This window comes from Erwinia sp. AK-PDG3-5 (assembly GCF_056821705.1).
Map to the genome: position 1 here is coordinate 606,761 of NZ_CM165967.1, position 26,671 is coordinate 633,431.

Here is a 26,671-nt window from a genome sequence, read left to right on the forward strand (position 1 = left end):
TAAGCCCGCCAGAATAACGGGCTTAGCCATCGGCTTTCCGCAGGTAGTGAATGACCTGGTTACTGCTGCCACGCCAGGCGAGTGCCGGGTCTTTTAAGGCCGCGATAAACTTTCCATCGATTAACACATCAATCTGCTCAATGACCTGCTTTTGCTTAGCCGTCAGCTCCGCCAGCAGGTAACCGGTCCACAGCCAGATATCCTTGCCCGGGCAATCACGGCGCACGCGCTTCACCAGCCTCAGCACATCCGCGACGTTAGCCGGATGCAAGGGATCGCCTCCCGACAGGGATAAACCCTGGCGGGGAATGCGCGTATCGTTCAGGTCAGCGATCAGCTGCTCTTCCTGCTGCACGGTGAAAAGATGCCCGGAAGTGAGCCGCCAGGTACTTTTGTTATAACAACCCTTGCACTGATGCTCACACCCGGCGACAAACAGCGTGCAACGCGTGCCAGGCCCGTTAATGATGTCGACCGGGTAATACTGATGGATATTCACCCCAGCGGGCCGTTCAAATGCTTAACGCGTCGTTTCACCTCTTCCTGTTTTCCGGCGTTAAATGGACGGGCATCCGGGCTGCCAAGATAACCGCAAACGCGACGGGTAACCGACACTCTGGCCGCATCGTGATTGCCGCATTTCGGGCACGTAAACCCCTTGCTGGTACAGGCGAATTCGCCGGTAAAGCCGCACGCATAGCACTCATCAATCGGTGTGTTGGTGCCGTAATAGGGCACGCGGCTGTAGCTGTAATCCCAGACGTCTTCCAGCGCTTTCAGGTTGTGCTGAATATTGGGATATTCGCCGTAACAGATGAAGCCGCCATTGGCGACCGGCGGGTAGGCCGCTTCGAAATCAATCTTGTCGTAGGGGTTAACCTTTTTCTCCACGTCGAGGTGGAAGCTGTTGGTGTAATAGCCTTTGTCGGTGACGCCAGGCACCACGCCAAATTCTGCTGCATCCAGACGACAGAAGCGATCGCACAGGTTCTCACTCGGCGTGCTGTAGAGACTAAAGCCGTAACCGGTTTCGGCTTTCCAGCGATCGGTGGCCTGACGCAGATGGCTGACAATCGCCACCGCTTTGTCCCGCAGCTGTTGATCGTCGTAGAGATGCGTTGCGCCGCCGCTCAACGCGTTAATGGTTTCGTGCAGCCCGATATAACCCAGCGAAATGGAGGCGCGGCCGTGTTTGAAGATCTCCGCCACGTCATCGTCGGCATTTAACCTGACGCCACAGGCGCCTTCCATATACAGAATGGGTGCGACACGCGCTTTGACGTTCGCCAGCCTGGCGATGCGGGTCATCAGCGCTTTTTTCGCCAGCGCCAGACGCTGATCCAGCAGCGTCCAGAAGTGTTGTTCATTGCCTTTCGCCTCAAGGGCGATACGCGGCAGATTCAGGCTGATGACGCCGATATTATTACGGCCCTCATGCACCAGTTCACCGTTCTCTTCCCAGGTGCCGAGGAAGCTGCGGCAGCCCATGGGGGTTTTGAAGGAACCGGTGACGCTGACCACCTGCTCATAGTTGAGAATATCCGGGTACATGCGCTTACTGGCGCACTCAAGGGCCAGCTGCTTGATATCGTAATTGACGTCACCGGCGCGGCGGTTAAGGCCTTCTTTGATGGCGAACACCAGTTTTGGGAAAACGGCGGTTTTACGGTTTTTACCCAAACCGGCAATGCGATTGCGCAAAATGGATTGCTGCACCAGTCGCGCCGACCAACAGGTACCAAGGCCAAAGCCGAAGGTGACGAAAGGCGTCTGACCGTTAGCGGTATGCAGGGTATTCACTTCGTACTCAAGCGACTGAAAAGCGTCATAACACTCTTTTTCGGTACGGTCGCGGGCATAGGCTTCAGCATCGGCAATCTGCCATTGTTGCGCGGTTTTCAGGTGCTTAGCCTGGCTGGCCTCGACAAACGGCGCCAGCACTTCATCAATGCGGTTGATGGTGGTGCCGCCATAAATATGGCTGGCAACCTGCGCGATGATTTGCGCCGTAACGGCGGTCGCGGTCGAGATGGATTTGGGTGGTTCAATCTCGGCATTGCCCATCTTGAAGCCGTGCGTCAGCATCCCTTTCAGATCGATCAGCATGCAGTTGAACATTGGAAAGAACGGCGAGTAATCCAGGTCATGGTAGTGAAGTTCGCCACGTTCATGTGCCATCACCACATCACGCGGCAAAATATGCTGCGAGGCATAATGCTTAGCCACGATCCCCGCCAGCAGGTCGCGCTGCGTTGGGATCACCTTGCTGTCTTTGTTGGCGTTTTCGTTCAACAGGGCGGGGTTACTTTGCTCAACCAGGCCGCGAATGGCGGTATTCAGTTTGCCCCGCAGCTCACGGGCAATGTCGCGATCGTGGCGATATTCGATGTAAGTCCGGGCCAGTTCGGGATAGCGCCCGGCCATCAGCTGGTTTTCAACCGCGCGCTGGATATCATGAATATCCAGGCAGTCCTGCTGCTGAAGCTGCTGGCAAATCTGCACCGTTACCTCAGCACAATATTCCCGATCCTCAATTCCTGCCGCGTGCGCCGCGGCTATGATTGCATCGCCGATGCGCGTTGCATCAAACGGCATACTGCAGCCATCACGTTTAATCACCCTCACCACGTGTCATCCCTCGCAAAAATCTATATATGGATTTATGCAGGCATGATAAACGCTATATGTAGTGATTTTTGGAGTTTAACTGCCAGTTTGTTGACCTGGCGCAAGTGTTCAGCAAAGTCTTAAGAACGCGCTAAAACGCTCCAATTTATGCCCGGCAGGCAGAGCACTCGGATGCTGTCACTTTGCGGCGGCGGGCTGGCTCTCAAGGCCACCTGCGCTGAAACTTTGGCCGGAGAACGGGCAACATCGCAGCTGAAAGTATTTTTTGGCGCCTGAATGACGCGCTTCAGTTGCATTCATAGCAGAGGAATTCATATTATTGCCTGTTATGCGGAGCAAACATGTCTTTGCTCAGGTCATCCCGGGATACTGTCTGATGCCTTCTGTGACGTACAATGAAAAACAGGTTAGCCGATGGATCGGTGCGCGCACCGTTGCCAGGGGAAGAAGCCTGGTGGAAAAAGCGCAGAACATTCAGTGGCAAAACAACCTGCTGACCGGCGAAGTGCCGGGCAGAAAAATCGAACCCTTCCAGGTGATGGTGCATTTCAGCACGCCGCAGGGCAAGCTGCTGGCCAATGGCGAATGCACCTGTCCGGTAAAAAACAACTGCCGCCATGTTGCGGCGGTGATGCTGGCTTATCTGCAACAGCAGCCTGAGAAAGTGCCAGAAGAACCCACATTACACCGAATCTCCACCACGCCAGTGCCAACGCTGCGGCTTGAATCTCGCGCAAAATTTGTCAGTGGCTTTGGTCGCTATGGCCACCGGCAGAAGAAGCTGGACTTCGCTGCGGTGCATTTTGACTACTCGGGCATCGCCGTCCCGGCGGGCAGCAGCGGCGAACGCTTTGAAGACCGTCAGGGCACGCCTTTTTTGATTCAGCGTCAGCCGGTGCTGGAAGAGAGCTGGTTGCAGGAGCTGAATGCCGCCGGGCTGGAAACCATCCCGGCCGGGCACATCTACACCCCTGAATCCACGCCATTGCCACCGGTGATCTTTGCCCCGGAAACCCCGGCTGCGTGGCGTGCGTTTATCCGCAAACAGCTGCCGAAACTGCGCAAGCGCGGCTGGAAAGTCAGTATGGACGATGACTTCACCTGGAACGTCACCGACATTGCCGGCATCGAAGGCAAAGCGGTGCAGGGGCAGGACGGCTGGTTCAACCTTGAGTTGGAAGTCAACGTCGGCAAACGCCAGGTACGGATGCAGCCGTTACTGTCCGCGCTGTTCCAGAAAGATCGCCGCTGGTTCTCCGGCAACCTCAATCAAATCCCCGACGAGGAAGTGATCGAACTCCGAAGCGATCGCAACGAACGTCTGCATATCAGCGCCAGCATCATGAAGCCGCTGGTCGGCAACCTTATCGATCTCTTTGCGTTAGGGGCCCATACGCCGCTGCGTATTGCGCCTTACGAGGCAGGCCGCTTAACCGCGCTGAATGATACCGGCCGCTGGCAGTTTCACGGCGACAGCGGTGTCTGTCAGCTGGCCGAGCGCCTGCGATCCAGCGAAGGCATCCTGCCAGTTGAGCCACCGAAAGGGCTGCATGCCCAGCTGCGTGATTATCAGCAGCAAGGGCTGAACTGGATGCAGTTCCTGCGCGCCCATGACCTCTCCGGCGTGCTGGCGGATGATATGGGACTGGGTAAAACCGTGCAGACGCTGGCGCATCTTCAGCTGGAAAAAGAGGCGGGCAGGCTGGACCGTCCGGCGCTGATCGTGGTGCCGACCACGCTGGTCTATAACTGGACGCAGGAAGCCAGCCGCTTTACGCCAGAGCTGAAGGTGCTGGCGCTGACCGGGCCAGATCGTAAAGCCTTTTATGATGACATCGAAAAGTACGATCTGGTGCTCACCACCTATTCGCTGTTGTGGCGTGACCAGCCGCAGCTGATTGGCCACAGCTATCATCTGTTGATCCTTGACGAAGCGCAGTACGTTAAGAACAGCGCCTCACGCGCGGCGGCGGTGATTCGCTCGCTGAAATCCCGCCACCGCTTGTGTCTGACCGGTACGCCGCTGGAAAACCACCTCGGTGAGCTGTGGTCGCAGTTCGATTTCCTGCTGCCGGGCTTCCTCGGCAGCGAAAAGCAGTTTACGCAGGACTGGCGCGTGCCGATTGAGCGCAACGGTGACCGGGTGCGCAGAGAGCTGTTAGCGCGACGCGTCAGGCCGTTTATGCTGCGCCGACGCAAGCAGGAAGTGGCAAAAGAGCTGCCGCCTAAGAACACCATCGTGCGGTCTGTCGAGATGGAAGGCAGCCAGCGCGAGCTGTACGAATCCGTGCGCAGTGCGATGCAGGATCGTGTGCGGCTGGCGGTCGAGCAGCAAGGCGCCGGGCGCAGCCATCTGCTGGTGCTGGATGCGTTACTGAAGCTGCGGCAGATTTGCTGCGATCCGCGGCTGGTCAAAACCGATAAGGCGGCGAAGGTAAAGCATTCCGCCAAGCTGGCGCTGCTGCGGGAGATGCTGGACGATCTGCTGGCGGAGGAGCGCCGAATCCTGATTTTCTCGCAGTTCACCACCATGCTGTCGCTGATCGCGGAAGAGCTGCAAAAAGCCCGCATTCCGTATGTGATGCTGACCGGCAGCACGCGGGATCGTATTGAGCCGGTGAGGCGTTTCCAGGAAGGTGAGGTCCCGGTATTTTTGATCAGCCTGAAGGCCGGTGGCGTGGGGCTCAATCTGACGGCGGCGGACACGGTGATCCATTACGATCCCTGGTGGAATCCGGCGGCAGAGAATCAGGCCACCGACCGCGCCTATCGCCTCGGTCAGGACAAGCCGGTGTTCGTCTATAAACTGATTGCCGCGGGCAGCATTGAAGAGAAGATCGTCGCGCTGCAGGGGCAGAAAGCCGAACTGGCCGACAGCATCCTTGAGGATGAACTGAGCGAACCCGCCAGCTTCACCAGTGACGATCTCGCCACGCTGTTTGCGCCGCTCTGACGACGCGTCTCTGCGGTCGATTGCCGCTACGCGCCATCAGCGCTTCTGATACCACCAGACCGCTTCCCACGGGCGCAGCATCACTTCACCGGGCGTGACGTGGGTATCGGGATAGTTGCTGATCAGCACGTCCCACTGACCGCTGTAGGCCGGTGGGTGCCAGACCTGGGTTTCGGCACTGAAGTTGGTTGCCACCACCAGCGTCTCGTTGTCCATGCGTCGGCAGTAACACCACAGATAAGGATGATCCGGCAGCAGATCGAGATAATCGCCCCAGGTGAGGATCGCGAACTCTTTGCGTAGCTGGATCAACCGCTGATAGGTGTAAAACACCGATCCTTGGTCGGCCAGTGCCGCCTCGGCGTTGATCGTTTCCAGGTTGTCGCACATACCGATCCACGGCGTGCCGCTGGTGAAGCCGCCATTCTCGCCCGCGTTCCAGGGGATGGGCGTGCGGCCGTTATCGCGGGATTTACTGGCCAGAATCGCCAGCAGGTTATCGCTGTCACGGCCCTGAGAGCGCAGCTCGGCGTACATATTGTGGCTTTCGATATCGCGGTAATCGATGATGCGGGTGAAGTGCGGATTGGTCATCCCCAGCTCTTCCCCCTGGAAGATATACGGCGTGCCCTGCATCCCGTGCAGCACCAGCGCCAGCATTTTGGCCGACTGCACCCGGTAGCGATCTTCGTCTCCCCAGCGCGACACCACCCGTGGCTGATCGTGGTTACACCAGAACAGCGCGTTCCACGCCTGATTGTGCATGCCATGCTGCCAGTGGCTGAAGATCGCCTTCTGCGCCACCAGATCCAGCGGCGTCAGCGTCCATTTCTGACCATTGTAGAAATCCACCTCAACATGATCGAAGCTGAATACCATCGACAGCTCTTCGCCATCCAGTGCGCCATAGCGCTGGCAGTGCTCAAGGGTGGCGGAAGACATCTCGCCCACGGTCATCAGCTCACGCGGGCGGAACACGTCGCGGCTCATTTCCTGCATAAACTCATGGATGCGCGGACCATCGGTATACAGTCGCAGCCCGTCGCCACCGGGGTCGTCCGGGAAATCCTGATGCTTGGACACCAGGTTCACCACATCCAGCCGCAGCCCGTCGATGCCGCGATCGGCCCAGAAATTGACGATCTGCTTGAGCTCGGCGCGCAGATTCTCGTTCTCCCAGTTAAGCTCGGCCTGCTCCGGTGCCCACAGGTGCATATAGTACTGGGCGCTTTCCGGGTGCCAACGCCAGGCGTTGCCACCAAACTTCGACAGCCAGTTGTTCGGCGGCTGAGTTGGCGTGCCGTCACGCCAGATATAATACGAGCGATAGGGGCTCTCGGGATCCAGCGCCTCGTGGAACCAGTGATGCTGGGTCGAACTGTGGTTGAACACCATATCCAGAATAATGCGCATGCCGCGCCGATGCGTTTCTTCGACCAGTTTGTCAAAGTCGTTCAGGGTGCCAAAGATCGGATCGATGGCGATATAGTTCGCCACGTCATAGCCGTTATCGACCTGCGGGGAGATATAGAACGGCGTCAGCCAGATTGCATCCACGCCGAGCTGTTTTAAATAATCGAGCCGCTGGATCACGCCTGCCAGATCGCCCGTTCCGCTGCCGGTCGTGTCCTGAAAACTCTTGGGATAAATTTGATAAATAACGCCGTTCTGCCACCACGGGGGAATTTTGGTCATCGCTCAATCCTGATTCTCAGGTGAAAGGGTCTGGCTGCGTCGATCGTTGTAATCCATTCTTATTCCCTAAGATTAGCCATTATCTGGCAAGGCGTCACAAAACAAGACAGTGCCTGGGGGTTTAATCGCAACTCACTTGATGCGCATTGCGAAATATGTTTTATGGGTTTTTTGCCTTTTTTGGCCCGTCATACTTATGGAGACCTTTTGATGCCTCAGTTTTTGCGTTTGTCGTTACTTGCCAGCGCCCTGTTTGTCTCACTCTATGCTCAGGCAACCCCCGCTGGCAACCTACCGTTGATGCCCTGGCCACAACAGGTTGAGCAGCCGGCCAGCGGCGGCAGTTTGCGGCTGGATAACCGGCTTTCTATCCGCATTGAGGGCGACGATCTGCCGGGATCGGGAGATCGCTGGCGTCAACGCATTGGCCTGCAAACCGGCTGGCAGATGATGCCGCAAACCGCTGAGGTGGCGCAGCCGACCCTCCGCATTATTATCGCCAAACGCGTCGATCCAATCCCGCAGCCGGACAGTGATGAAAGCTACAGCCTGCAGGTCAGCGGTGACGGCGTGGTGCTGAATGCCGCCACGCGTTTTGGCGCGATGCGTGGCATGGAAACCGTATTGCAACTGGTGCAGAACACCCGGCAGGCCAGCGAGATCCCTTATGTCACCATCCACGACAGCCCGCGCTTTCCCTGGCGTGGGATCCTGATCGATTCCGCCCGGCATTTTATGCCGCTCGAGACACTCCGCCGCCAGATTGATGGCATTGCCTCGGCCAGAATGAACGTCTTCCACTGGCACCTGACCGACGATCAGGGCTGGCGATTCGCCTCCAGTCATTATCCGCAGCTGCAGGAAAAGGGCAGCGACGGCCTGTACTACACCCAGGATCAGATGAGATCGATCGTGCAGTACGCAGCGGATCGTGGCGTACGCGTGGTGCCGGAGATCGATCTACCGGGTCATGCGACGGCGCTGGCGGTGGCGATGCCCGAATTGATCAGCGCGTCGGGGCCGTATCAGATCGAACGTGGCTGGGGCGTGTTCAAACCGCTGCTCGATCCCAGCAACGAGCAGGTTTATCGGTTTATCGACACCCTGGTCGGCGAAGTGGCGGCAGTGTTCCCGGATCCGTGGCTGCATATTGGTGGTGACGAAGTGGATGCCACGCAGTGGAAGGAATCCAAACACATTCAGGACTTTATGCGGGGAAAAGGGCTGAAGGATGAGCATGCGTTGCAGGCGTATTTCAACCAGCGGGTGGAGAAGATCCTTGAGCAGCATCATCGCCAGATGATGGGCTGGGATGAGATCGCCCATCCGGATCTGCCGAAAAGCATTCTGATCCAATCCTGGCAGGGGCAGGATGCGTTGGGCGAGGTCAGCAAACAGGATTATCACGGCATCCTCTCCGCCGGTTTCTATCTGGATCAGGCGCAGCCGGCCTCTTATCACTACCGCAACGAAGTCTATCCCGTGGGTCTGGACGGGCACGATCGGCTGCAGCAGGGCGATACGGCGCAGAGCTGGCAGTTCAGCATGCCAAGGCTGAAAGGCAGCGAGGTGAAGGGCAGCTTTACGCTTATCGAGCATGGCGGCGAATGGCGCGGCTTTATCGATTTTGCCGGGAAATCGCGGCGGATGGTGCGCGACGTCGAGTGGCTGTCACCGCATCAGGTGACTTTCAGCGTGGATACCTGGATGGGGGACTTCCGCCCGGTGGTCTCACTGGATGGCGACAGGCTCAGCGGCTATATGCAGGTGGGCAACGCGCGCTATCCTGTTCAGGGCTCTAAGCTGCAGGCGGTGCCGGCCGGCATCCAGCCTGCGGTACCGAGTGAGCAGCAGATGAAAGATAACCTGCTGGGCGGTGAAGCGGCGCTGTGGGCAGAAATCGTCAATCCTCAGGTGATTGATGTGCGCCTGTGGCCGCGCGCCTATGTCGTGGCGGAGCGCTTGTGGTCGGCGAAGGATGTGACCAATGAGCAGAACATGTACCGGCGGCTGGCGGCGGTGGACAGCTGGTCAGCCGTCTCGGTAGGCTTGCAACAGCATGCCCAGACGCAGACCCAGATGATCCGGCTGGCAAACAGCAGCAATACCGTGCCGCTGCAAATCTTCGCGGAAGCGCTGGAGCCGGCACAGTATTACACCCGTCAGCACCTGAAATTCCAGGCCGGGCATTACGACCTCAACGAACCGCAAAACCGGCTTGCCGATGTGTTACCCGCAGAGAGCGATAAGGTGCGCGAGCTGAATCAGCAGGTCGGGGCATTGATTACCAACCGGGGCGACCGCCAGGCGCTGCAAGCTATACGTCATCAGTTACGTCTGTGGCAGCAAAACGTGCCGGAGGTGATGCCGCTGCTGGCGCAAAATTATCCATTACAGCCGCTTCAGCCGGTGGCGCAGCAGCTGGACGCGATAAGCCGCATCGGCCTGTCATTGCTGGATGCCATAGAGGATAACCGGGCGTTTGGGTCGGATGAAGTGGCAAAAATGCAGGCGACGCTGGATAACGCGGCGGCCACCCAGGATGAAGTGGTGCTGGCGTTGGTCTATCCGATTGAGCGGTTATTGCAGGCGGAACGATAGGACGAAAACCCTCTCCCGCGGCGGGGAGAGGGTGAACCGGTTAGCGACGAACGGCGATAGCTTCGATTTCGATTTTCACATCTTTTGGCAGACGGGCCACTTCCACGCAAGAACGCGCCGGGAAGCTGGCCTGATGCTCGGTGAAAAACGCTTCATACGCGGCATTCACCGTCGCGAAGTCATTCAGATCCTTGACGAACACCGTGGTTTTAACGATGTCACCGACTTTCAGACCGGCGGCTTCAACGATCGCCTTCACGTTTTCCAGCGACTGGCGTGCCTGAGCGGTCACGTCGTCGGCCACGGTGCCGGTTTTAGGATCGACCGGGATCTGGCCAGAAGTGATGATCATGCTACCCAGATCGACGCCCTGCACGTAAGGACCGATAGCGGCGGGTGCGTTTTCAGTGCTGATTTCGCGAGACATACTTTCTCCCTGATAATGAGATGCTGCGTTAGCGGAGCAACGGCGGTCACTCCGGCCGGGTTTGGCGTTCACCAGCGGCCCATTATAGGCCGCTGGATGCTGATTACCAGTTTGCCAGCACCACGTGGTGGGCGAACGACTTCTCACAATATTTGCAGGTTAAGCGCACGTCATCCTGGCGTTTTTTCACCGCGAAGCTGGAGGTGACCGGCTCGCTGCGGCTGATGCAGTTGCTGTTCGGGCAGGTCAGCACGTGCTCGATACGATCCGGCAGCGCCGGCGCAATTTTGCCGACCACTTCATAATTATCGATGCGGTTAACCGTGGCGTGCGGGGCATAGACCGCCAGCTGGTTAATCTGATCGTCGGTCAGAAACGTGTTCTCAATCTTGATCAAATCTTTGCGGCCCATCTCGCCCGACGGCAGGTTCAGACCGATAGTAATGCGCTGATCGGTTTCGGTCAGGCGGAACAGCGACAGCAGCTTAAAGCCAATCTGTGCCGGAATGTGGTCGATTACCGTGCCGCGTTTAATCGCTTCGACCTGCAGTTTATTATCGTGCGTCATCTCATTTCCCCTTACAGAGCCAGTTCGCTACTCAGCACCAGCGCCAGAAGCGCCTGGCGTGCATAGATGCCATTTCCCGCCTGCTGGAAGTACCAGGCATACGGCGTTTTATCGACATCGGTGGTGATCTCGTCGATGCGCGGCAGCGGGTGCAGCACTTTCATATTGTCGCGGGCGCCGGCGAGGTCAGCCGCACGCAGCACAAACTGCGCTTTGACGTTGGCGTATTCGGACGAGTCCAGACGCTCTTTCTGCACGCGGGTCATATACAGAATGTCGACCTGCGGCACCACTTCTTCAATGCTGTCGTGGCGGCTCCAGACAATGCCTTTTTCATCCAGCACATCGGTGATGTAAGACGGCATCGCCAGCGCATCCGGGGCGATAAAGTAGAAACGGTTGCCGTCGAACTTCGCCAGCGCCTGTGCCAGCGAGTGCACGGTACGGCCATATTTCAGGTCGCCGACCATTGCCACCTTCAGGTTGTTCAGACGGCCCTGGGTTTCCTGAATGGTGAACAGGTCCAGCAGGGTCTGCGTCGGGTGCTGATTCGCGCCGTCACCGGCATTGAGGATCGGCACCCCGTTGGAGAATTCCGTTGCCAGGCGCGCGGCACCTTCCTGCGGATGACGCATCACAATCGCATCGACGTAGGTGCCAATCACCGAAATGGTGTCGGCGAGGGTTTCGCCTTTCTTGCCCAGTGAGGTGTTGCTGCCATCGGCGAAGCCGACCACCGACGCGCCCAGGCGGTGCATGGCGGTCTCGAAAGAGAGGCGCGTGCGGGTGGAGGCTTCAAAGAAGCAGCTCGCCACCACGATATGCTTCAGCAGTTCCGGCTGCGGCGTGGCCTTCAGGCTGGCGGCGGTGCGCAGCACCAGCTCGAGCTCTTCACGATTGAGGTCGTTAATTGAAATGATATGCTTGTGAAACAACGGGTTTGCCATTATCTCTCTCCTTTACGCGTGCCGGTTAGCTGAAAAACGGGCAAAAAAAAGCCCCTCAATGAGGGGCTTCTTTTTATGATCGGTGGTGCCTTGGAAGGAAAAACGGCGCTGCCAGCCTGGGTTCAGGCTTGTCAGTCCAGCAATGTTAACGCGACTCAGTTTCATGCTTCCTCCCGGCAAACGGGGGGCATTATACGCAATCGGTACCCTGCGGCAAGCAAAAAACGCAGGTCCGAAACCGTTTGCCCCTGGCAACTTAATGCAGTTTTGCCAGCGTCGCGACCATCACCGCCTTAATGGTGTGCAGACGGTTTTCCGCCTGATCGAACACCACGCTGTGCGCGGATTCAAACACCTCGTTGGTCACTTCCATGCCGCCCTGCAGATTGTATTGCTCGGCCATCTGCTGGCCCAGCGTGGTCTGGTCGTCGTGGAAAGCCGGCAGGCAGTGCAGGAACTTCACTTTTGGGTTGCCGGTCAGTGCCAGCATCTCATTGTTGACCTGGTATTTGCGCAGCAGCGCGATACGTTCCTGCCACACTTCTTTCGGTTCGCCCATCGACACCCAGACATCAGTGTAGATGAAATCTGCGCCGTTCACGCCTTCCGCAATATCTTCGGTCAGGGTGATTTTGCCGCCGGTTTTTTCTGCCGCCTTACGGCACTCGGCAACCAGCGCCTCATCCGGCCAGCAGCCTTTTGGTGCCACCAGACGCAAATCAAGCCCGACCAGCGCGGCGGCTTCCATCAGGGTATTGCCCATATTATTATGCGCGTCGCCGACATAGGCGAGGGCCATCTGGCTGAAGGCTTTCTCCGGCAGGTGCTCTTCCATGGTCAGCAGGTCTGCCAGCAGCTGGGTCGGGTGGAACTCGTTGGTCAGGCCGTTCCACACCGGCACGCCGGCATGTTCCGCCAGCGACTCGACCAGCGCCTGGCCGTGACCGCGATACTGAATACCGTCATACATCCGGCCCAGCACGCGCGCCGTGTCTTTCATCGATTCTTTATGGCCGATCTGGCTGCCACTCGGGCCGAGGTAGGTGACGTTTGCGCCCTGATCGTAAGCGGCAACTTCGAAAGAGCATCGGGTACGGGTCGAGTCTTTTTCGAAGATGAGCGCAATATTCTTGCCTTTCAGGTGCTGAATTTCCTCATCGTTTTTCTTATCTGTTTTCAGCGTGGACGCCAGCGCCAGTAATCCGGTCAGTTCAGCGGGTGTAAAATCCAGCAGCCTGAGAAAATGGCGTTTATATAAATGACTCATAAAGCACTCCAGGTGACAATTATTGAATTAAAATTCAATTTAACCGTATGAATATGCATTTTCAACCCCGACGTGCAGAAACTTTTGTTTAAAGGTAGTGGCGGGAACGGCACTGTGGGAAAATACTCATTATAGATGCCACACACAGAGGAACGGATCATGGCAAATGAAGCCTTGCTGGAAGAGCAGCGTGAAGAAACGCGGCTGATTATTGAAGAGCTGTTAGACGATGGCAGCGACCCGGACGCGCTTTACACCATCGAACACCACCTCTCTTGCGACAGTTTTGACGCGCTGGAAAAAGCGGCGGTTGAAGCCTTCAAATTGGGTTACGAAGTGACCGAGCCGGAAGAGCTGGAACTGGAAGATGGCAGCAAAGTGATGTGCTGCGATATTCTGAGCGAAGGCGCGCTGAATGCGGAACTCATTGATACGCAGGTTGAACAGCTGGTCGATCTGGCCGCGAAGTTCAACGTTGATTACGATGGCTGGGGCACCTACTTCGAAGATCCTGATGCGCAGGACGAAGATGAAGAAGGCGACGAAGCCGATGAAGAAGATGACGGCATCCGTCACTGATTCAGCTTAAGCGTTATCAGGCCCGGACATTGCTCCGGGCCTGTTTATTTCTGATCGGGCAGAATTGCGCTGCCATCGACTTTTATGAAGGGAACGCCGGTTCACCTTCACCACTTTTCGGACCCGCATGAACACTGAACACCTGCTTGCTCCCATTCACGCTTTTTTGCATTGCCGCACGCCGCAGGCATGGATTGAGCAGGCCCGTAAGCCGGAGAACCTGCCGCTGCTGCTCACCGACCATCTGGTGTGCGAACTGAAAGCGGCGCAGACCGCCATGTGGCTGATCCGCAAATATGTGGCGGACAAAGAGAGTGGCGATGCGCTACTCGCCTGGCTGAAGCCGTGGGAACAGTTTGTGCATTGTGAGAACGCTGACCTGGCGTTTCTCGAGCAGCATAAAACCTTATCGAAAACGGTGATTAGCCGCGTCGACGCCAAATATGGTGATGTGCTGGTGGATAAGATGGTGCTGCTGATCAAAGAAGAGCTGCACCACTTTTATCAGGTGCTGGAAATCATGCAGGCGCGCAATATTCCCTATGTGAAAATTACCGCCAGCCGCTATGCCAAAGGCCTGCTGCGGGAAATCACCAATCATGAACCGCAAACGCTGGTGGATAAGCTGATTTGTGGCGCCTATATCGAAGCGCGTTCCTGCGAACGGTTCGCCAGCCTGGCGCCGCATCTGGATGATGAACTGGCATCGTTTTACGTGTCGTTATTGCGCTCAGAAGCCCGGCACTATCAGGATTATCTGGCGCTGGCAGCCGAGATATCGAAAACCGATATCAGTGCGCGCGTGCAGATCATTGGCGAGACGGAAGCGAAGTTGATTCAGGAACCGGACAGCCAGCTGCGATTCCACAGTGGATTGCCGGATTTCGATTAGTCGAACAGAAGGTTGGCTCAGGAAGGGATCAGGACGGAAGGGGACTTCCGTCCGGTTCAGTTCACAGCGTTTTCAGCATGGTGACTTCACAGTCAACGTGGCCGGTGCAGCCCATCGGGCCGGGGATATGTTCAAAGCCCAGATGCTCATACAAACGCACGGCACGCGTCAGTGAAGCGGTGGTTTCAAGGTAGCAACGTTTGAAGCCGCGCTCGCGCGCAAAGTCCATCGCCTGCATCGCCAGCTCGCGTGCCAGTCCCATACCACGCACCGCAGGCATAAAGTACATCTTCTGCAGTTCGCAAACCCCTTCCTCGCTGCACTGCAGCGGCGCTACGCCACCGCCGCCAACAATCTTACCTTCCAGCTCAACTACCCAGTAGGCGCTGTCAGGCTCGCTGTAGAGCTCAAAGAGATGGTCGAGGTTCGGGTCCGCCACGGTGAAGCCTTTATCGGCCGTCAGGCCAAACTCGGCGGAGACATCGCGGATGACCTGCGCAATCTGCGGGTTATCGTCCAGCGTAATGGGACGCACGTGTAAATTGAGCTGCGTTGCAGTTGTCATAAGACTCACTCGTTTAACCATGCCAAAAAAGCCGGGCAAGCCCGGCTCTGATCGGTGGGCAACGGGCAGGACGCCCGTTGCCCTTTACAGTGCGGCAATCACCGACTGTTGTTCAATCAGTTTCGCTTTAGCCTGTTCAAAGTCGGCAATGCGCTCACGCTCTTTCGCCACAACGGCTTCAGGGGCGCGGGACACAAAACCTTCGTTCGACAGTTTGCTCTCAATCTTACCGATTTCCACGTCCAGCTTGGTGACTTCCTTCGCCAGACGCTCCAGCTCAGCGGTCTTGTCGACCAGGTCAGCCATTGGGATCAGCAGCTCGGCACCGTCGATGATCTTGGTGACCGACACCGGCCCTTTGTCATCGGCCGCCAGACAGGTGATGCTGTCCAGACGTGCCAGCGTTTTCAGGAAGCTGTGGTTGTCGGTAACGCGCTGCACCACTGCCGGGCTCGCGCCACGCAGCAGCACATCGAGCTTTTTAGACGGAGACAGGTTCATTTCCGCCCGAATATTACGGATGGCAACGATAGCCTGCTTCAGCCACTCGGTGTCGTTCAGTGCGGCTTCATCAACCTTCGCGGTATCGAAAGCGGGCATCGGCTGCAACATGATGGTGTCGTCGCTGATGTTTTTCAGCACTTTCACGCGCTGCCAGATGGTTTCAGTGATAAACGGAATGATTGGGTGCGCCAGGCGCAGCAAGGCTTCCAGCACGTTCACCAGCGTATTACGCGTACCGCGCAGCTGAACTTCCGTTCCGCCGGTCATTACCGGTTTCGCCAGCTCCAGGTACCAGTCACAGAACTGGTTCCAGGTGAATTCATACAGAATGTTGGCGGCGATATCGAAGCGGTAGCTATCCAGCGCGTCACGGTAGGCTTTCACCGTCTGGTTGAATTCAGCGATGATCCAGCGATCGGCCAGAGACAGCTCCATTTCGCCACCGTTGAAGCCACAATCCTGATCTTCGGTGTTCATCAGCACAAAGCGGCTGGCGTTCCACAGCTTGTTACAGAAGTTGCGGTAGCCTTCCAGGCGCTTCATATCCCAGTTGATGTCACGGCCGGTCGAGGCCAGCGCCGCCAGGGTGAAACGCAGGGCATCGGTCCCGTGAGGCTCAATGCCGTTCGGGAACTGCTTCTCGGTGCGCTTGCGGATTTTCTCGGCCAGCTGCGGCTGCATCATGTTGCCGGTACGTTTCTCCAGCAGGTCTTCCAGCGAAATGCCGTCAACCATATCCAGCGGATCGATGACGTTGCCTTTCGACTTGGACATTTTCTGGCCTTCGTCGTCACGGATCAGGCCGGTCATATAGACCGTCTTAAACGGAACCTGCGGCTTGCCGTCTTCATCTTTGATGAAGTGCATGGTCAGCATGATCATGCGGGCGATCCAGAAGAAGATGATGTCGAAGCCGCTGACCAGCACGCTGGTCGGGTGGAAGGTGCGCAGCGCTTCGGTGTTCTCAGGCCAGCCAAGGGTAGAGAAGGTCCACAGGCCGGAAGAGAACCAGGTGTCCAGCACGTCTTCATCCTGATTCAGCGCCACTTCGGCACCCAGGCTGTTTTCGCTACGCACTTCTTCTTCGGTGCGACCGACGTAGACGTTGCCTTCTGCATCATACCAGGCCGGGATACGGTGACCCCACCACAGCTGACGGGAAATACACCAGTCCTGAATATCGCGCATCCACGAGAAGTACATGTTTTCGTACTGCTTAGGCACAAACTGGATATCGCCTTGCTCAACCGCTTCAACCGCGACTTTCGCCAGCGGTGCAGTACGCACGTACCACTGATCGGTCAGCATTGGTTCGATAACCACGCCGCCACGGTCGCCGTAAGGCACGGTCAGATCGTGAGGCTTCACCTCTTCCAGCAGGCCCAGCGCGTCGACCGCAGCAACGATCGCTTTACGCGCCGCGAAACGTTCCAGGTTCTGGAATTCAGCCGGGATAGCCGCGCTGTAGACGTCGGATTCTTCGCCGTTGCAGTCATACACCTGCGCCAGCTCACGGATATCGCCATCAAAGGTCAGGATGTTGATCATCGGCAGCTGGTGACGACGGCCAACTTCATAGTCATTGAAGTCGTGCGCCGGGGTGATTTTCACGCAGCCGGTGCCTTTTTCCATGTCCGCGTGCTCATCGCCAACGATTGGGATGCGACGGTTTACAAACGGCAGCACGATAAATTTGCCGATCAGATCTTTGTAGCGCGGATCTTCCGGGTTAACGGCCACGCCGGTGTCGCCCAGCACCGTCTCAGGACGGGTGGTGGCGACCACCAGGTAATCTTTGCCATCGGCGGTTTTCGCGCCGTCGGCCAGCGGATAGCGGATATGCCACATCGAGCCTTTCGACTCACGGTTTTCCACTTCCAGGTCAGAGATAGCGGTGCGCAGTTTTGGATCCCAGTTGACCAGGCGTTTGCCACGGTAAATCAGGTTCTCTTTGTACAGGCGCACAAACACTTCTTTGACGGCGTCAGACAGGCCATCGTCCATGGTGAAGCGCTCACGCTCCCAATCCACAGAGTTACCGAGGCGGCGCATCTGGCGGGTGATGGTGCCGCCTGATTCTGCTTTCCATTCCCAGATTTTTTCGATGAACGCATCGCGACCGTAGTCTTTACGCGTTTTGCCTTCTTCAGCGGCGATTTTGCGCTCGACAACCATCTGCGTGGCGATACCGGCATGGTCCGTCCCTGCCTGCCACAGGGTATTTTTACCCTGCATGCGCTGGTAGCGGATCATGGTATCCATGATGGTTTGCTGGAACGCGTGACCCATATGCAAGCTACCGGTGACGTTCGGCGGCGGGATCATGATGCAGAAGCTCTCCTGGCGGGTATCGCCATGAGGTTTAAAGTAGCCCTGCTGTTCCCAGTGCTCGTAAAGCGGCTGTTCGATATCTTGCGGGTTATATGTCTTTTCCATTTCTACTATGTCGTTGGCGGCACGGGCGGCGTTGCCGTATTCAAGTGGAATCCAACGCTGCGATACGCTTTATAGCGGTCGCGCGCCAGCTGTTTCAAAGATTCTTCATAAGGGACGAAGTCTACCACTTCATGGAAAGCGGTGGCAAAATCTGCAAACTGCGGCAGCAGGCTGATCAGCAGGTCACGCGGCGAATTTCCCCGACGTTGTGGCCAGGCGAGTTCAACCGGTGCACCGTATTTTGGCCCTTCGCCCGCCAGATTGTGCGGCACAAAGGCGCTGGCCGGACGTTGCCATAATGCTTCGTCCAGCCGGATGGCCTGCGCTTCATCCTCGCAGGCAATCAACACGCGTTTTCCCTCGCGCCAGCGCGCTTCTGCTATATCGCAGACCAGCGCCTCAAGGGCGCTGATCCCGTCAACCGGGGTGTCGGTTTCAAGCAGATAGAAGGTTGCGTTTTTCATCAGATTTTAATCGTCGCCGTTCAGGCCTGCGCGGTTAAGCAGGAACTGAGAGAGCAGGGCAACCGGACGTCCGGTCGCGCCTTTGGCTTTACCGGAGCGCCATGCGGTACCGGCGATGTCCAGGTGCGCCCAGTTGTATTTACGGGCAAAGCGCGCCAGGAAGCAGGCTGCGGTAATCGCGCCGCCAGGACGGCCACCAATGTTTGCCATATCGGCAAAGTTGGAGTCCAGCTGCTCCTGATATTCGTCGGCCATCGGCAGACGCCACGCGCGGTCACCCGCCTGTTCGGACGCGCCGATCAGCTCGTGCGCCAGCGGATTATGGTTCGACAGCAGTCCGCTGACGTGGTGGCCCAGCGCAATCACGCAGGCACCGGTCAGAGTGGCGATATCAATTACCACGTCCGGATCGAAACGCTCCACGTAGGTCAGCGCATCGCACAGCACCAGACGGCCTTCGGCATCGGTGTTCAGCACTTCAACGGTCTGACCGGACATGGTGGTCAGCACGTCGCCAGGACGGTAAGCACGGCCACCCGGCATGTTCTCACAGCCGGCCAGCACGCCGACCACGTTCAGCGGCAGGTTCAGCTCGGCCACCATCCGCATCACGCCGTACACCGACGCCGCACCGCACATGTCGTACTTCATCTCATCCATGGCTTCGCCAGGTTTGAGCGAGATACCGCCGGAGTCGAAGGTCACGCCTTTACCGACCAGCACGATTGGCTTGCTGTCCGGATCCGGGTTGCCTTTGTACTCAATGACCGACATCAGCGATTCATTCTGCGAGCCCTGGCCCACGGCCAGATAAGCGTTCATGCCCAGCTCTTTCATCTGCTGCTCGCCAATTACGCGGGTGGTGATGTTTTTGCTGTAGGCATCGGCCAGCTGACGCGCCTGGGACGCCAGGTAAGCCGCGTTACAGATGTTCGGTGGCATATTGCCGAGGTCTTTTGCCGCTTTCACGCCAGCCGCCACGGCCAGGCCGTGCTGAATGGCGCGTTCGCCGCTGGTCAGTTCACGGCGCGTCGGCACGTTGAACACCATTTTACGCAGTGGACGACGCGGTTCGGTTTTATTGCTTTTCAGCTGATCGAAGCTGTAAAGCGTCTCTTTCGAGGTCTCAATCGCCTGACGCACTTTCCAGTAGGTATTGCGGCCCTTAACGTGCAGCTCGGTCAGGAAGCACACCGCTTCCATTGAGCCGGTATCGTTCAGGGTATTGATTGTTTTCTGAATAACCTGCTTGTACTGACGTTCATCGAGCTCGCGCTCTTTGCCGCAGCCAATCAGTAAAATGCGCTCAGAGAGAATATTCGGCACATGATGCAGCAACAAAGTCTGACCGACTTTGCCTTCCAGTTCGCCACGGCGGAGCAGAGCACTGATGTAGCCATCACTGATTTTATCCAGCTGTTCAGCAATCGGTGACAACCTGCGCGGTTCAAACACGCCAACCACGATACAGGCACTGCGTTGTTTTTCCGGGCTACCGCTTTTTACACTGAACTCCATGCACTCTCCTGAATCTTAAAGACAACGGCGCTTGCTGCGGCTAGAATGTAGCGCTTTCGTCAAGCTCGGTGCCAGGCACTACGCCGTTAAAGTAACGGGCGTCAGATTTAGTTTTGGTGATGATTAGTCCCAATTATTTTGGGTTACATCATTTTTTTGCATCACCAGAACGCGATTGTTGTCATACTAGTTTAGCTATGACGGAGGCCATTGATGAGAAAAAATGGCGTATAAGCGATGAAACTAGCGATTTTCCTGCAAAAAGACAAGTTTTCACAGGCGTACTCAGCGTGATCATCATTAGATATCTGGTAAGGGAAACACTCAAAAGCCAGCTGGCTATCCTCTTCATCCTGCTACTGATCTTCTTTTGTCAGAAGTTAGTCAGGATTTTAGGCGCAGCGGTGGACGGTGAGATCCCAACAAATTTAGTCCTGACATTATTAGGCCTTGGCGTGCCCGAAATGGCGCAGCTTATCCTGCCACTGAGCCTGTTTTTAGCCATTTTGATGACGCTTGGCCGGTTATACACCGAAAGCGAAATCACGGTGATGCACGCCTGCGGCTTGAGTAAAGCCGTACTGGTGAAGGCAGCGATGGTGCTGATGCTGTTCACCGCCATTGTTGCGGCGGTCAACGTTGCCTGGCTGGGGCCCTGGTCTTCGCGCTATCAAAGCGAAGTGACACAAAATGCTAAAGCTAACCCTGGCGCTGCTGCGCTGGCGGCGGGCCAGTTCCAGCAGTCCGGAGATGGCCAGTCGGTGATGTTCATTGAGAACGTCAAGGGTAACAACTTTGGCAACGTGTTCCTGGCGCAGCTGCGGCCGAAAGGCAATGCGCGTCCGTCGGTGGTGCTGGCGGATAAAGGCCATATGACCCAGGGGCCCGACGGTTCTCAGATTGTGACCCTTGATAAGGGCACGCGCTTTGAGGGCACGGCGATGCTGCGCGACTTCCGCATTACGGATTTCGAGAACTATCAGGCGATCGTGGGGCACCAGGACGTGGTGCTGGATCCGAACGATGCCGAACAGATGGATTTCAAAACCCTGGCGAAGTCCGACAAGCCTGAGTTCAGAAGCGAGTTCCACTGGCGCCTGACGCTGGTGTTCTCGGTGCTGGTGATGGCGTTGATGGTGGTGCCGCTCAGCGTGGTCAACCCACGTCAGGGCCGCGTGCTGTCGATGCTGCCTGCCATGCTGCTGTACCTGATCTTCTTCCTGCTGCAGAGTTCCCTGCGCTCCAGCGGACAAAAGGCTCGCCTCGATCCGGCCTTATGGATGTGGGTGGTGAACCTGTCTTATCTGGGGCTGGCCGTGTTGCTTAACGTGTGGGATACGGTGCCGATGCGGCGTTTCCGTGCTCGCTTTAGCAAGGGAGGAGCCTACTGATGTTTGGCGTACTCGACAGATATATCGGTAAAACCATCTTCAACACCATTATGGCAACGCTGTTTATGCTGGTGTCGCTGTCCGGCATCATCAAGTTTGTCGACCAGCTGCGCAAAACGGGCCAGGGCGAATACACCGCGCTGGGTGCCGGATTGTACACCGTGCTGAGCGTGCCGAAAGATATCGAAATCTTCTTCCCGATGGCAGCGCTGTTAGGCGCGTTGTTGGGACTGGGCACGCTGGCGCAGCGCAGTGAGCTGGTGGTGATGCAGGCGTCGGGCTTTACCCGTATGCAGATTGCCGCCTCGGTAATGAAAACCGCCATTCCGCTGGTGCTGTTGACCATGGCCATCGGCGAATTTGTTGCGCCACAGGGCGAGCAGATGGCGCGTAACTACCGGGCTCAACAGCTGGTGGGCGGCTCGCTGCTGTCGACGCAAAATGGCCTGTGGGCCAAAGATGGCGATAACTTTATCTTTATCGAACAGATCAAAGATAACAGCGAACTCAGCGGCATCAGCATTTACAGCTTCAACAAAGCGCGTCGTCTGGAGACCGTGCGTTATGCGGCGTCGGCCAAGTACAACGTGGATAAAAAGCGTTGGGACCTGGCGGAAGTGGATCAGTCGAATCTGACCGATCCAAAACAGGTGACCGGCAGCCAGACGCTGAGCGGCGAATGGAAAACCACCTTAACGCCCGACAAGCTCGGCGTGGTGGCGCTGGATCCGGATGCGCTGTCGATTAGCGGTCTTTATAACTACGTGAAGTATCTGAAGCAGAGTGGCCAGGTGTCCAGCCGTTATCAGCTGAATATGTGGAGTAAAATCTTCCAGCCGCTGTCGGTGGCGGTGATGATGCTGATGGCGCTGTCGTTTATCTTTGGTCCGCTGCGTAGCGTATCAATGGGAATGCGTGTAGTCACCGGGATCAGCTTTGGCTTTATCTTCTACGTGCTTGACCAGATCTTCGGTCCGCTAAGCCTGGTTTACAACATTCCGCCCATTATGGGCGCTCTGTTGCCGAGCGGGGCGTTCTTTGCGATCAGCGTTTATATGTTGCTGAAGCGGCGGTAAACGCAGCCCGGTTGCTCCCAACGCCGACCTGAAAGTAAAAAGACCCCGTCAACTGGCGGGGTCTTCGTTTTACAGGGCAACAATCAGAAATTGTAGGTGATACCGGCGATGCCGCTGTAGTCGGTGCGGAAGGTGCCGCCCACGCTGCTTCTGGCTTTCCCCTCAACCGACCAGTTATCGGCAATCTTACCTTCGACGCCCATTTGCACGCGGTAACGGTTATCCGATAACGCGCCGTATTTGCGGCTGACCTGGCTGTCTGACAGCGTCATGCTGGAACCGGCTGAGCCTGGCGAATACTGATATTCAACACCCGCTGTTAGCATCACGTCCGGATTGGACTTCCACAGGCCACGCTTCTTCACCTCCAGCCCGGCGGTAGCGATATAAGGCGTGCTGGCGCTGAGGCCAACCTGCGCGCTGTCGCTCTTCAGGCTGAAGCCAGACAGGCTGCCGCCACTCAGGCCTACGTACGGCGAGATAAACAGCGAGCCGCGATCGGCGGTGAACTGATAGCCGCTTTTAACGCTGCCGGCCAGGATATGGCTTCTCGCTTTACCGTGGTGAATATCCAGCACCGGATCGAAGGTCAGATCCTGACTGAGGTGCATATAGCGGATGGCGGAATCAACAAACCAGCCCATGGATGACCAGGAGTAATCAGCGCCGATGGTTGCCATACGGTGAGTTTCCTGCCCGTTACCCTTGGTGGTGCCCTGGGTGTAGCCGGCAGTAAAGCCGAATATTGTCTGTCCCTGCACGCTGTCCCAGCCGAGGTTCAGGGATTGCTGGTTCACCGTAAACCCTTCAAAACTTCCCTTATTCTGCTCAATCGACACCCATTCACCGCTTTTTTGCGGCGCATTGCGTAGCAGCGAGGCACGTCCATGCAGCTGGCTTATGGCTTCGCTGAAGACATACTGGCGGGAAGCCAGCAATGCGCGGGTATCGCGGATCAACGGTTTGTTATCCTCGACGGTGAACCAGCCTGAAGGTTTACCACTCGTAGGGTCGACAGGCGTTGCAGGCGTCGCGACTTCGTCTGAAGCGGTCGGTTCAGCCGGTGTTTCTGCATCCGCAGCCGCTTCAGATTCAGCCGGTGTTTCAGCATCCGCGGCCGCTTCAGGCTCTGAGGGTGTTTCTTGATCCGCAGGCGTTGAAGGCTGAGTCGGCGTTTCAGGCTCTGCCGGTGTGACCGGATCCACAGGCGTGACAGGTTCAGCCGGTGTCTCAGGCTCAGTCGGCGTCACCGGATCCACAGGCGCAACAGGCTCAGCCGGCGTTTCAGGCTCTGCGGGTGTTACTGGATCCACAGGCGGGACAGGCTCAGCTGGCGTTTCAGGCTCTGCAGGCTTCACCGGATCCACAGGCGCGACAGGCTCAGCCGGCGTTTCAGGTTCTGCGGGTGTTACCGGATCCACAGGCGTCACAGGCTCAGCCGGCGTTTCAGGCTCTACCGGTAACGCCGGTTCTGCCACGGCGTTATGCGCCAGTACCCATTGCACGCGGTTATCTTTTTCGATCACCTGGTAGTCCGGTGTATACAGGCTGAAGCCCCGGGCAACCGACGGCACGGTAAAGTAGTCATGAGCCGTTCCGGCAGGCGCATCCAGCAGCACAATGTCGTTCATCAGGCTGACCGGTTCTGACGAGCTGGCCAGCACGCTGATATCCAGAATATTACTGCTGCCCGTTGCCGATTTCTCGATGGTCACTTTGTCGCCCTGTTCTGTGGCAGGGGAAGCCGCCAGGCTGATGGTCAGTCCGTTGGCATCCAGCGATCCCAAATTAAACAGGGTTGACGACCAGACGCCCCCATCCGCAGCCAGCAGTGAAATAGCGGAACCGGAGGTGGCTTTCAAACTCCCAACGCTACTGTTGCCGCTGAGCTGCCAGAATGCACCGGTGTCCATGGTCATTGTGCTGCTGGCCGCCGCAGTAATCGCGCCCTGGTAATTGACTTTACCGAGAGCGAGCCTGGCGTTTTCACCCAGCGTAATATCCCCAGTGACTGAGCTGGCAGCCAGCGCGGCAAGTTCAGTCGCGCTGCGCAGAGGCTGACTACAGGTGGTAGTGTCGGTATTGATTGCCGCATAACAGCGCCAGATACGTTCTTCTTCTGATGAGCTGGCGTAATATCCCAGCATCACCTTAGAAGAGTCAGCCGCTGCGATATCAGCCTGGACCTGGGCATACTCGCCGACCTGCAGCGTGCTGTCTTTACTGACGGAAATAAGGTCGGCGTTGAAGCGCGAGGTTGTCCAGTCGTCATCAACCACCAGGCCGGCAGCATGAGGCACGGGCTGGCCCGAAAGCAGGACGGTACCCTGAGAGACGTTCAGATTTCCCTTCAGGTTCATGCCGCCGGTAAGCGCCGTAATTGCAGATGAGCTGGCCATACTGGCATTGACGTTCAACTCGCCTTGCTGGTCGCCGCTGCCACCCAAAAAGCCACGAAAGACGATGCGGTTCAGCTGCGACAACCGGCTTTCGATAACCGCTTCAGCATCGGTGCCCAGATAGGTCCAGGTCTCGGTGCTGCTTTTATCGGTTGGGAAATACCAGTACGAACTCTTGTTAAGCTGAAAATATTCGGTGTCCTTGGTGTAAGGGTTGGCGTAGACGTAGATAGAGCCTATGGTCCCTTTGGGATTGCTGCCACTGAACTTGTTGAACTGCACGTCATCACTGTTGTATCCGGTCAGATTGAGCGTGGCTGCGGTTGACGTATCATGGTTCACCACCGTGGCGCCGCTGTCCGTATGGTTGATTTTTTTGAACGACAGATTATTACCGTTGAGATCGAGCGTGCCGCCCCGGTAACCGAAGAAGATATTATCTGTCGCGAGTTGTGCAGCATCGTTAAGGACCACCGTCGGCCGCCCGCTGACCAGCGTCACCGAAGAGAACGCCTGTTTGTTACCCTCAGCATCAGCTTGTTGATCAAGCACCACCGTACCGTCGCCGGTATTCAGGCTGCCGCCATTAATCCCGGAGGCATTGACGTACAGGGTCCCTGCACCAATTTTATGCAGAGCATCACCAGCCAGACCATTAACCTGCCACTGTACGGTTTTACCTGAATCAACTTCGATACCGCCGCCAACCCAGCTGCTGTTCGCACCCTCAGCCGATTTAACGAGGTAGTTGTTAGAGAATTGCAGCTTTCCGGCGCCCAGGTTTACTGCCTGATCCAGCACTAAGGTACCGCCCTCGCCGTTGAAGCGCAGATCTTTGGAGGCATCCAGCTCATCAGTGGTGGCATCGCTGGGTAACGCGGCGTCCACGCCATGCCATGCCCAACTCGTGTTTCCTTGCGTGATGCTGTCTGTACCCCAGTGCAGGGTGCCATCCACACTGCTGTCGGTCACATCCGGGTCGGTGTTGCCGGCAATGACCTGCTGAATAAATTCATCCTGAATTAAGCCTGAATTGGTGGTCAGGCCGTAAGGATAGGTGCCTGATATAGAAACGGTGACGGCAGCGAGTTTCCATATTTTGTCAACGTTGTCATAAACCAGTACCGGACTGCCGCTGTCGCCACCCTGGCCACCAATGTCCAGCGGGGTAACGCGTGCATCCGTTGGCGCATAGGTGGTCCAGGACAGGTAATTGGTCGAGAATCGTGGGTTGAGGATCGTGCCGCCGGTTCTGTAAGTGTAGGCATCGGCCAGATTAACGACTGTCTGAGTATCGGCATCGACCTGTTTCTGGGTGCCGGTTCCTACGCGCACGTACCAGGTGTAGCGGCTGGTATCGGTTAATTCGGTGCCGGTGACATAGGGAATTGACGCGGTTTCTGTCACCACTTTATTTAAACGTGGGGCATGAAAATCTAATGAACTCATTTCATTGCGATTGATTAAACTATAGCTGGTGGAATATTGGGCGCCACTACCAAAACTTACCGTTTTATATCCCCCATTGTGTTTTACGCCAGCAACATAGGAAGGGGAAATTAACGTGGCGTAGCCCTTGGACGACGCCACGCCAAAATCCGGCATAGGAAAATTCAGCGTTCCTGCGAGGATGCCGTCGGTGGAGTAGACATTGACGTCTTTATTACCCACGGCATACTTTCCGAGGTTTTCGCCAAAGTCGCGATAGTCCTGGAGATCAATATCTTGTCTCATAATACCTGCATAAGACGTTACGCAGAC

The 26,671-nt window shown here is 56.9% G+C and carries 19 protein-coding genes; 6 read left to right on the forward strand and 13 right to left on the reverse strand.

Annotation, left to right across the window (positions count from 1 at the left end; all coding sequences use genetic code 11):
• Positions 1 to 22 precede the first annotated feature (22 nt).
• Positions 23 to 499, reverse strand: coding sequence for an anaerobic ribonucleoside-triphosphate reductase-activating protein (gene nrdG, locus AC1UKS_RS02850; RefSeq protein WP_482435633.1), 477 nt, complete (start codon positions 497 to 499; stop codon positions 23 to 25).
• Positions 496 to 2,595, reverse strand: a complete 2,100-nt coding sequence (nrdD, locus tag AC1UKS_RS02855; protein ID WP_482436871.1) for an anaerobic ribonucleoside-triphosphate reductase — start codon at positions 2,593 to 2,595, stop codon at positions 496 to 498. Before nrdD ends, nrdG begins: the two co-directional genes overlap by 4 nt.
• Positions 2,596 to 3,004: 409 nt before the next feature.
• On the opposite strand from nrdD, the gene AC1UKS_RS02860 reads away from it, so the two are divergent.
• Positions 3,005 to 5,581 (forward strand): DEAD/DEAH box helicase, encoded by a 2,577-nt coding sequence (locus AC1UKS_RS02860; protein ID WP_482435635.1) that lies wholly within the window; start codon positions 3,005 to 3,007, stop codon positions 5,579 to 5,581.
• Positions 5,582 to 5,617: 36 nt separating this feature from the next.
• Here the strand turns inward: AC1UKS_RS02860 and AC1UKS_RS02865 are convergent, their stop codons facing one another.
• A complete protein-coding gene (locus tag AC1UKS_RS02865; RefSeq protein WP_482435636.1) occupies positions 5,618 to 7,276 on the reverse strand; it encodes an alpha,alpha-phosphotrehalase in 1,659 nt (552 codons plus the stop codon).
• A 210-nt stretch (positions 7,277 to 7,486) separates the two neighbouring features.
• Here AC1UKS_RS02865 and AC1UKS_RS02870 point away from each other — a divergent pair, with 210 nt between their 5' ends.
• Positions 7,487 to 9,877: a beta-N-acetylhexosaminidase gene (locus tag AC1UKS_RS02870; RefSeq protein WP_482435638.1), complete on the forward strand. Its 2,391-nt coding sequence runs from the start codon at positions 7,487 to 7,489 to the stop codon at positions 9,875 to 9,877.
• A gap of 40 nt (positions 9,878 to 9,917) precedes the next feature.
• Here AC1UKS_RS02870 and ridA read toward each other — a convergent pair whose 3' ends face one another.
• The 5 genes from ridA to argF form a co-directional block, all read right to left on the reverse strand.
• Entirely contained in the window at positions 9,918 to 10,304 is a 387-nt protein-coding gene (gene ridA / locus AC1UKS_RS02875; RefSeq protein ID WP_013203991.1) for a 2-iminobutanoate/2-iminopropanoate deaminase, read from the reverse strand.
• A 103-nt stretch (positions 10,305 to 10,407) separates the two neighbouring features.
• Entirely contained in the window at positions 10,408 to 10,872 is a 465-nt protein-coding gene (gene pyrI / locus AC1UKS_RS02880) for an aspartate carbamoyltransferase regulatory subunit (protein ID WP_013203990.1), read from the reverse strand.
• An 11-nt stretch (positions 10,873 to 10,883) separates the two neighbouring features.
• Positions 10,884 to 11,819 carry an aspartate carbamoyltransferase gene (gene pyrB, locus AC1UKS_RS02885; RefSeq protein WP_482435639.1) on the reverse strand — a complete coding sequence of 312 codons (936 nt, stop codon included), beginning with the start codon at positions 11,817 to 11,819 and terminating at the stop codon, positions 10,884 to 10,886.
• A gap of 12 nt (positions 11,820 to 11,831) precedes the next feature.
• Positions 11,832 to 11,984, reverse strand: a complete 153-nt coding sequence (locus AC1UKS_RS02890; RefSeq protein ID WP_482435640.1) for a hypothetical protein — start codon at positions 11,982 to 11,984, stop codon at positions 11,832 to 11,834.
• A 91-nt stretch (positions 11,985 to 12,075) separates the two neighbouring features.
• A complete protein-coding gene (argF, locus tag AC1UKS_RS02895) occupies positions 12,076 to 13,086 on the reverse strand; it encodes an ornithine carbamoyltransferase (protein WP_482435642.1) in 1,011 nt (336 codons plus the stop codon).
• 159 nt (positions 13,087 to 13,245) lie between these two features.
• On the opposite strand from argF, the gene rraB reads away from it, so the two are divergent.
• Together rraB and miaE are read left to right on the forward strand one after the other, a co-directional pair.
• Positions 13,246 to 13,665, forward strand: a complete 420-nt coding sequence (gene rraB / locus AC1UKS_RS02900) for a ribonuclease E inhibitor RraB (protein WP_013203986.1) — start codon at positions 13,246 to 13,248, stop codon at positions 13,663 to 13,665.
• Positions 13,666 to 13,792: 127 nt separating this feature from the next.
• Positions 13,793 to 14,557, forward strand: coding sequence for a tRNA isopentenyl-2-thiomethyl-A-37 hydroxylase MiaE (miaE, locus tag AC1UKS_RS02905; protein ID WP_482435643.1), 765 nt, complete (start codon positions 13,793 to 13,795; stop codon positions 14,555 to 14,557).
• Positions 14,558 to 14,618: 61 nt separating this feature from the next.
• Here the strand turns inward: miaE and AC1UKS_RS02910 are convergent, their stop codons facing one another.
• The 4 genes from AC1UKS_RS02910 to pepA form a co-directional block, all read right to left on the reverse strand.
• The gene (locus AC1UKS_RS02910) at positions 14,619 to 15,122 is read right to left on the reverse strand and encodes a GNAT family N-acetyltransferase (protein ID WP_482435644.1); all 504 of its coding nucleotides are present in this window, start codon (positions 15,120 to 15,122) and stop codon (positions 14,619 to 14,621) included.
• Positions 15,123 to 15,206: 84 nt separating this feature from the next.
• Positions 15,207 to 18,062, reverse strand: coding sequence for a valine--tRNA ligase (locus AC1UKS_RS02915; RefSeq protein WP_482435645.1), 2,856 nt, complete (start codon positions 18,060 to 18,062; stop codon positions 15,207 to 15,209).
• 5 nt (positions 18,063 to 18,067) lie between these two features.
• A complete protein-coding gene (locus tag AC1UKS_RS02920; RefSeq protein ID WP_265909728.1) occupies positions 18,068 to 18,526 on the reverse strand; it encodes a DNA polymerase III subunit chi in 459 nt (152 codons plus the stop codon).
• 6 nt (positions 18,527 to 18,532) lie between these two features.
• Positions 18,533 to 20,044, reverse strand: coding sequence for a leucyl aminopeptidase (gene pepA, locus AC1UKS_RS02925; RefSeq protein WP_013203981.1), 1,512 nt, complete (start codon positions 20,042 to 20,044; stop codon positions 18,533 to 18,535).
• Positions 20,045 to 20,334: 290 nt separating this feature from the next.
• On the opposite strand from pepA, the gene lptF reads away from it, so the two are divergent.
• Together lptF and lptG are read left to right on the forward strand one after the other, a co-directional pair.
• Positions 20,335 to 21,435 carry an LPS export ABC transporter permease LptF gene (gene lptF, locus AC1UKS_RS02930; protein WP_265909727.1) on the forward strand — a complete coding sequence of 367 codons (1,101 nt, stop codon included), beginning with the start codon at positions 20,335 to 20,337 and terminating at the stop codon, positions 21,433 to 21,435.
• Entirely contained in the window at positions 21,435 to 22,511 is a 1,077-nt protein-coding gene (lptG, locus tag AC1UKS_RS02935) for an LPS export ABC transporter permease LptG (RefSeq protein ID WP_106381994.1), read from the forward strand. The genes lptF and lptG overlap by 1 nt, the downstream gene beginning before the upstream one ends.
• Positions 22,512 to 22,594: 83 nt before the next feature.
• Here the strand turns inward: lptG and AC1UKS_RS02940 are convergent, their stop codons facing one another.
• A complete protein-coding gene (locus AC1UKS_RS02940; protein WP_482435646.1) occupies positions 22,595 to 26,644 on the reverse strand; it encodes a S6 family peptidase in 4,050 nt (1,349 codons plus the stop codon).
• Between the last annotated feature and the right edge of the window lie 27 nt (positions 26,645 to 26,671).

Coding starts and splice junctions, on each gene's coding strand:
- AC1UKS_RS02890 (WP_482435640.1), bottom strand. CDS start 11,984: ATGAAACTGAGTCGCGTTAACATTGCTGGACTGACAAGCCTGAACCCA.
- AC1UKS_RS02915 (WP_482435645.1), bottom strand. CDS start 18,062: ATGGAAAAGACATATAACCCGCAAGATATCGAACAGCCGCTTTACGAG.
- pyrB (WP_482435639.1), bottom strand. CDS start 11,819: ATGGCAAACCCGTTGTTTCACAAGCATATCATTTCAATTAACGACCTC.
- lptG (WP_106381994.1), top strand. CDS start 21,435: ATGTTTGGCGTACTCGACAGATATATCGGTAAAACCATCTTCAACACC.
- AC1UKS_RS02865 (WP_482435636.1), bottom strand. CDS start 7,276: ATGACCAAAATTCCCCCGTGGTGGCAGAACGGCGTTATTTATCAAATT.
- AC1UKS_RS02910 (WP_482435644.1), bottom strand. CDS start 15,122: ATGACAACTGCAACGCAGCTCAATTTACACGTGCGTCCCATTACGCTG.
- pyrI (WP_013203990.1), bottom strand. CDS start 10,872: ATGACGCACGATAATAAACTGCAGGTCGAAGCGATTAAACGCGGCACG.
- miaE (WP_482435643.1), top strand. CDS start 13,793: ATGAACACTGAACACCTGCTTGCTCCCATTCACGCTTTTTTGCATTGC.
- AC1UKS_RS02920 (WP_265909728.1), bottom strand. CDS start 18,526: ATGAAAAACGCAACCTTCTATCTGCTTGAAACCGACACCCCGGTTGAC.
- nrdD (WP_482436871.1), bottom strand. CDS start 2,595: ATGCCGTTTGATGCAACGCGCATCGGCGATGCAATCATAGCCGCGGCG.
- pepA (WP_013203981.1), bottom strand. CDS start 20,044: ATGGAGTTCAGTGTAAAAAGCGGTAGCCCGGAAAAACAACGCAGTGCC.
- argF (WP_482435642.1), bottom strand. CDS start 13,086: ATGAGTCATTTATATAAACGCCATTTTCTCAGGCTGCTGGATTTTACA.
- AC1UKS_RS02860 (WP_482435635.1), top strand. CDS start 3,005: ATGCCTTCTGTGACGTACAATGAAAAACAGGTTAGCCGATGGATCGGT.
- ridA (WP_013203991.1), bottom strand. CDS start 10,304: ATGTCTCGCGAAATCAGCACTGAAAACGCACCCGCCGCTATCGGTCCT.
- AC1UKS_RS02940 (WP_482435646.1), bottom strand. CDS start 26,644: ATGAGACAAGATATTGATCTCCAGGACTATCGCGACTTTGGCGAAAAC.
- rraB (WP_013203986.1), top strand. CDS start 13,246: ATGGCAAATGAAGCCTTGCTGGAAGAGCAGCGTGAAGAAACGCGGCTG.
- AC1UKS_RS02870 (WP_482435638.1), top strand. CDS start 7,487: ATGCCTCAGTTTTTGCGTTTGTCGTTACTTGCCAGCGCCCTGTTTGTC.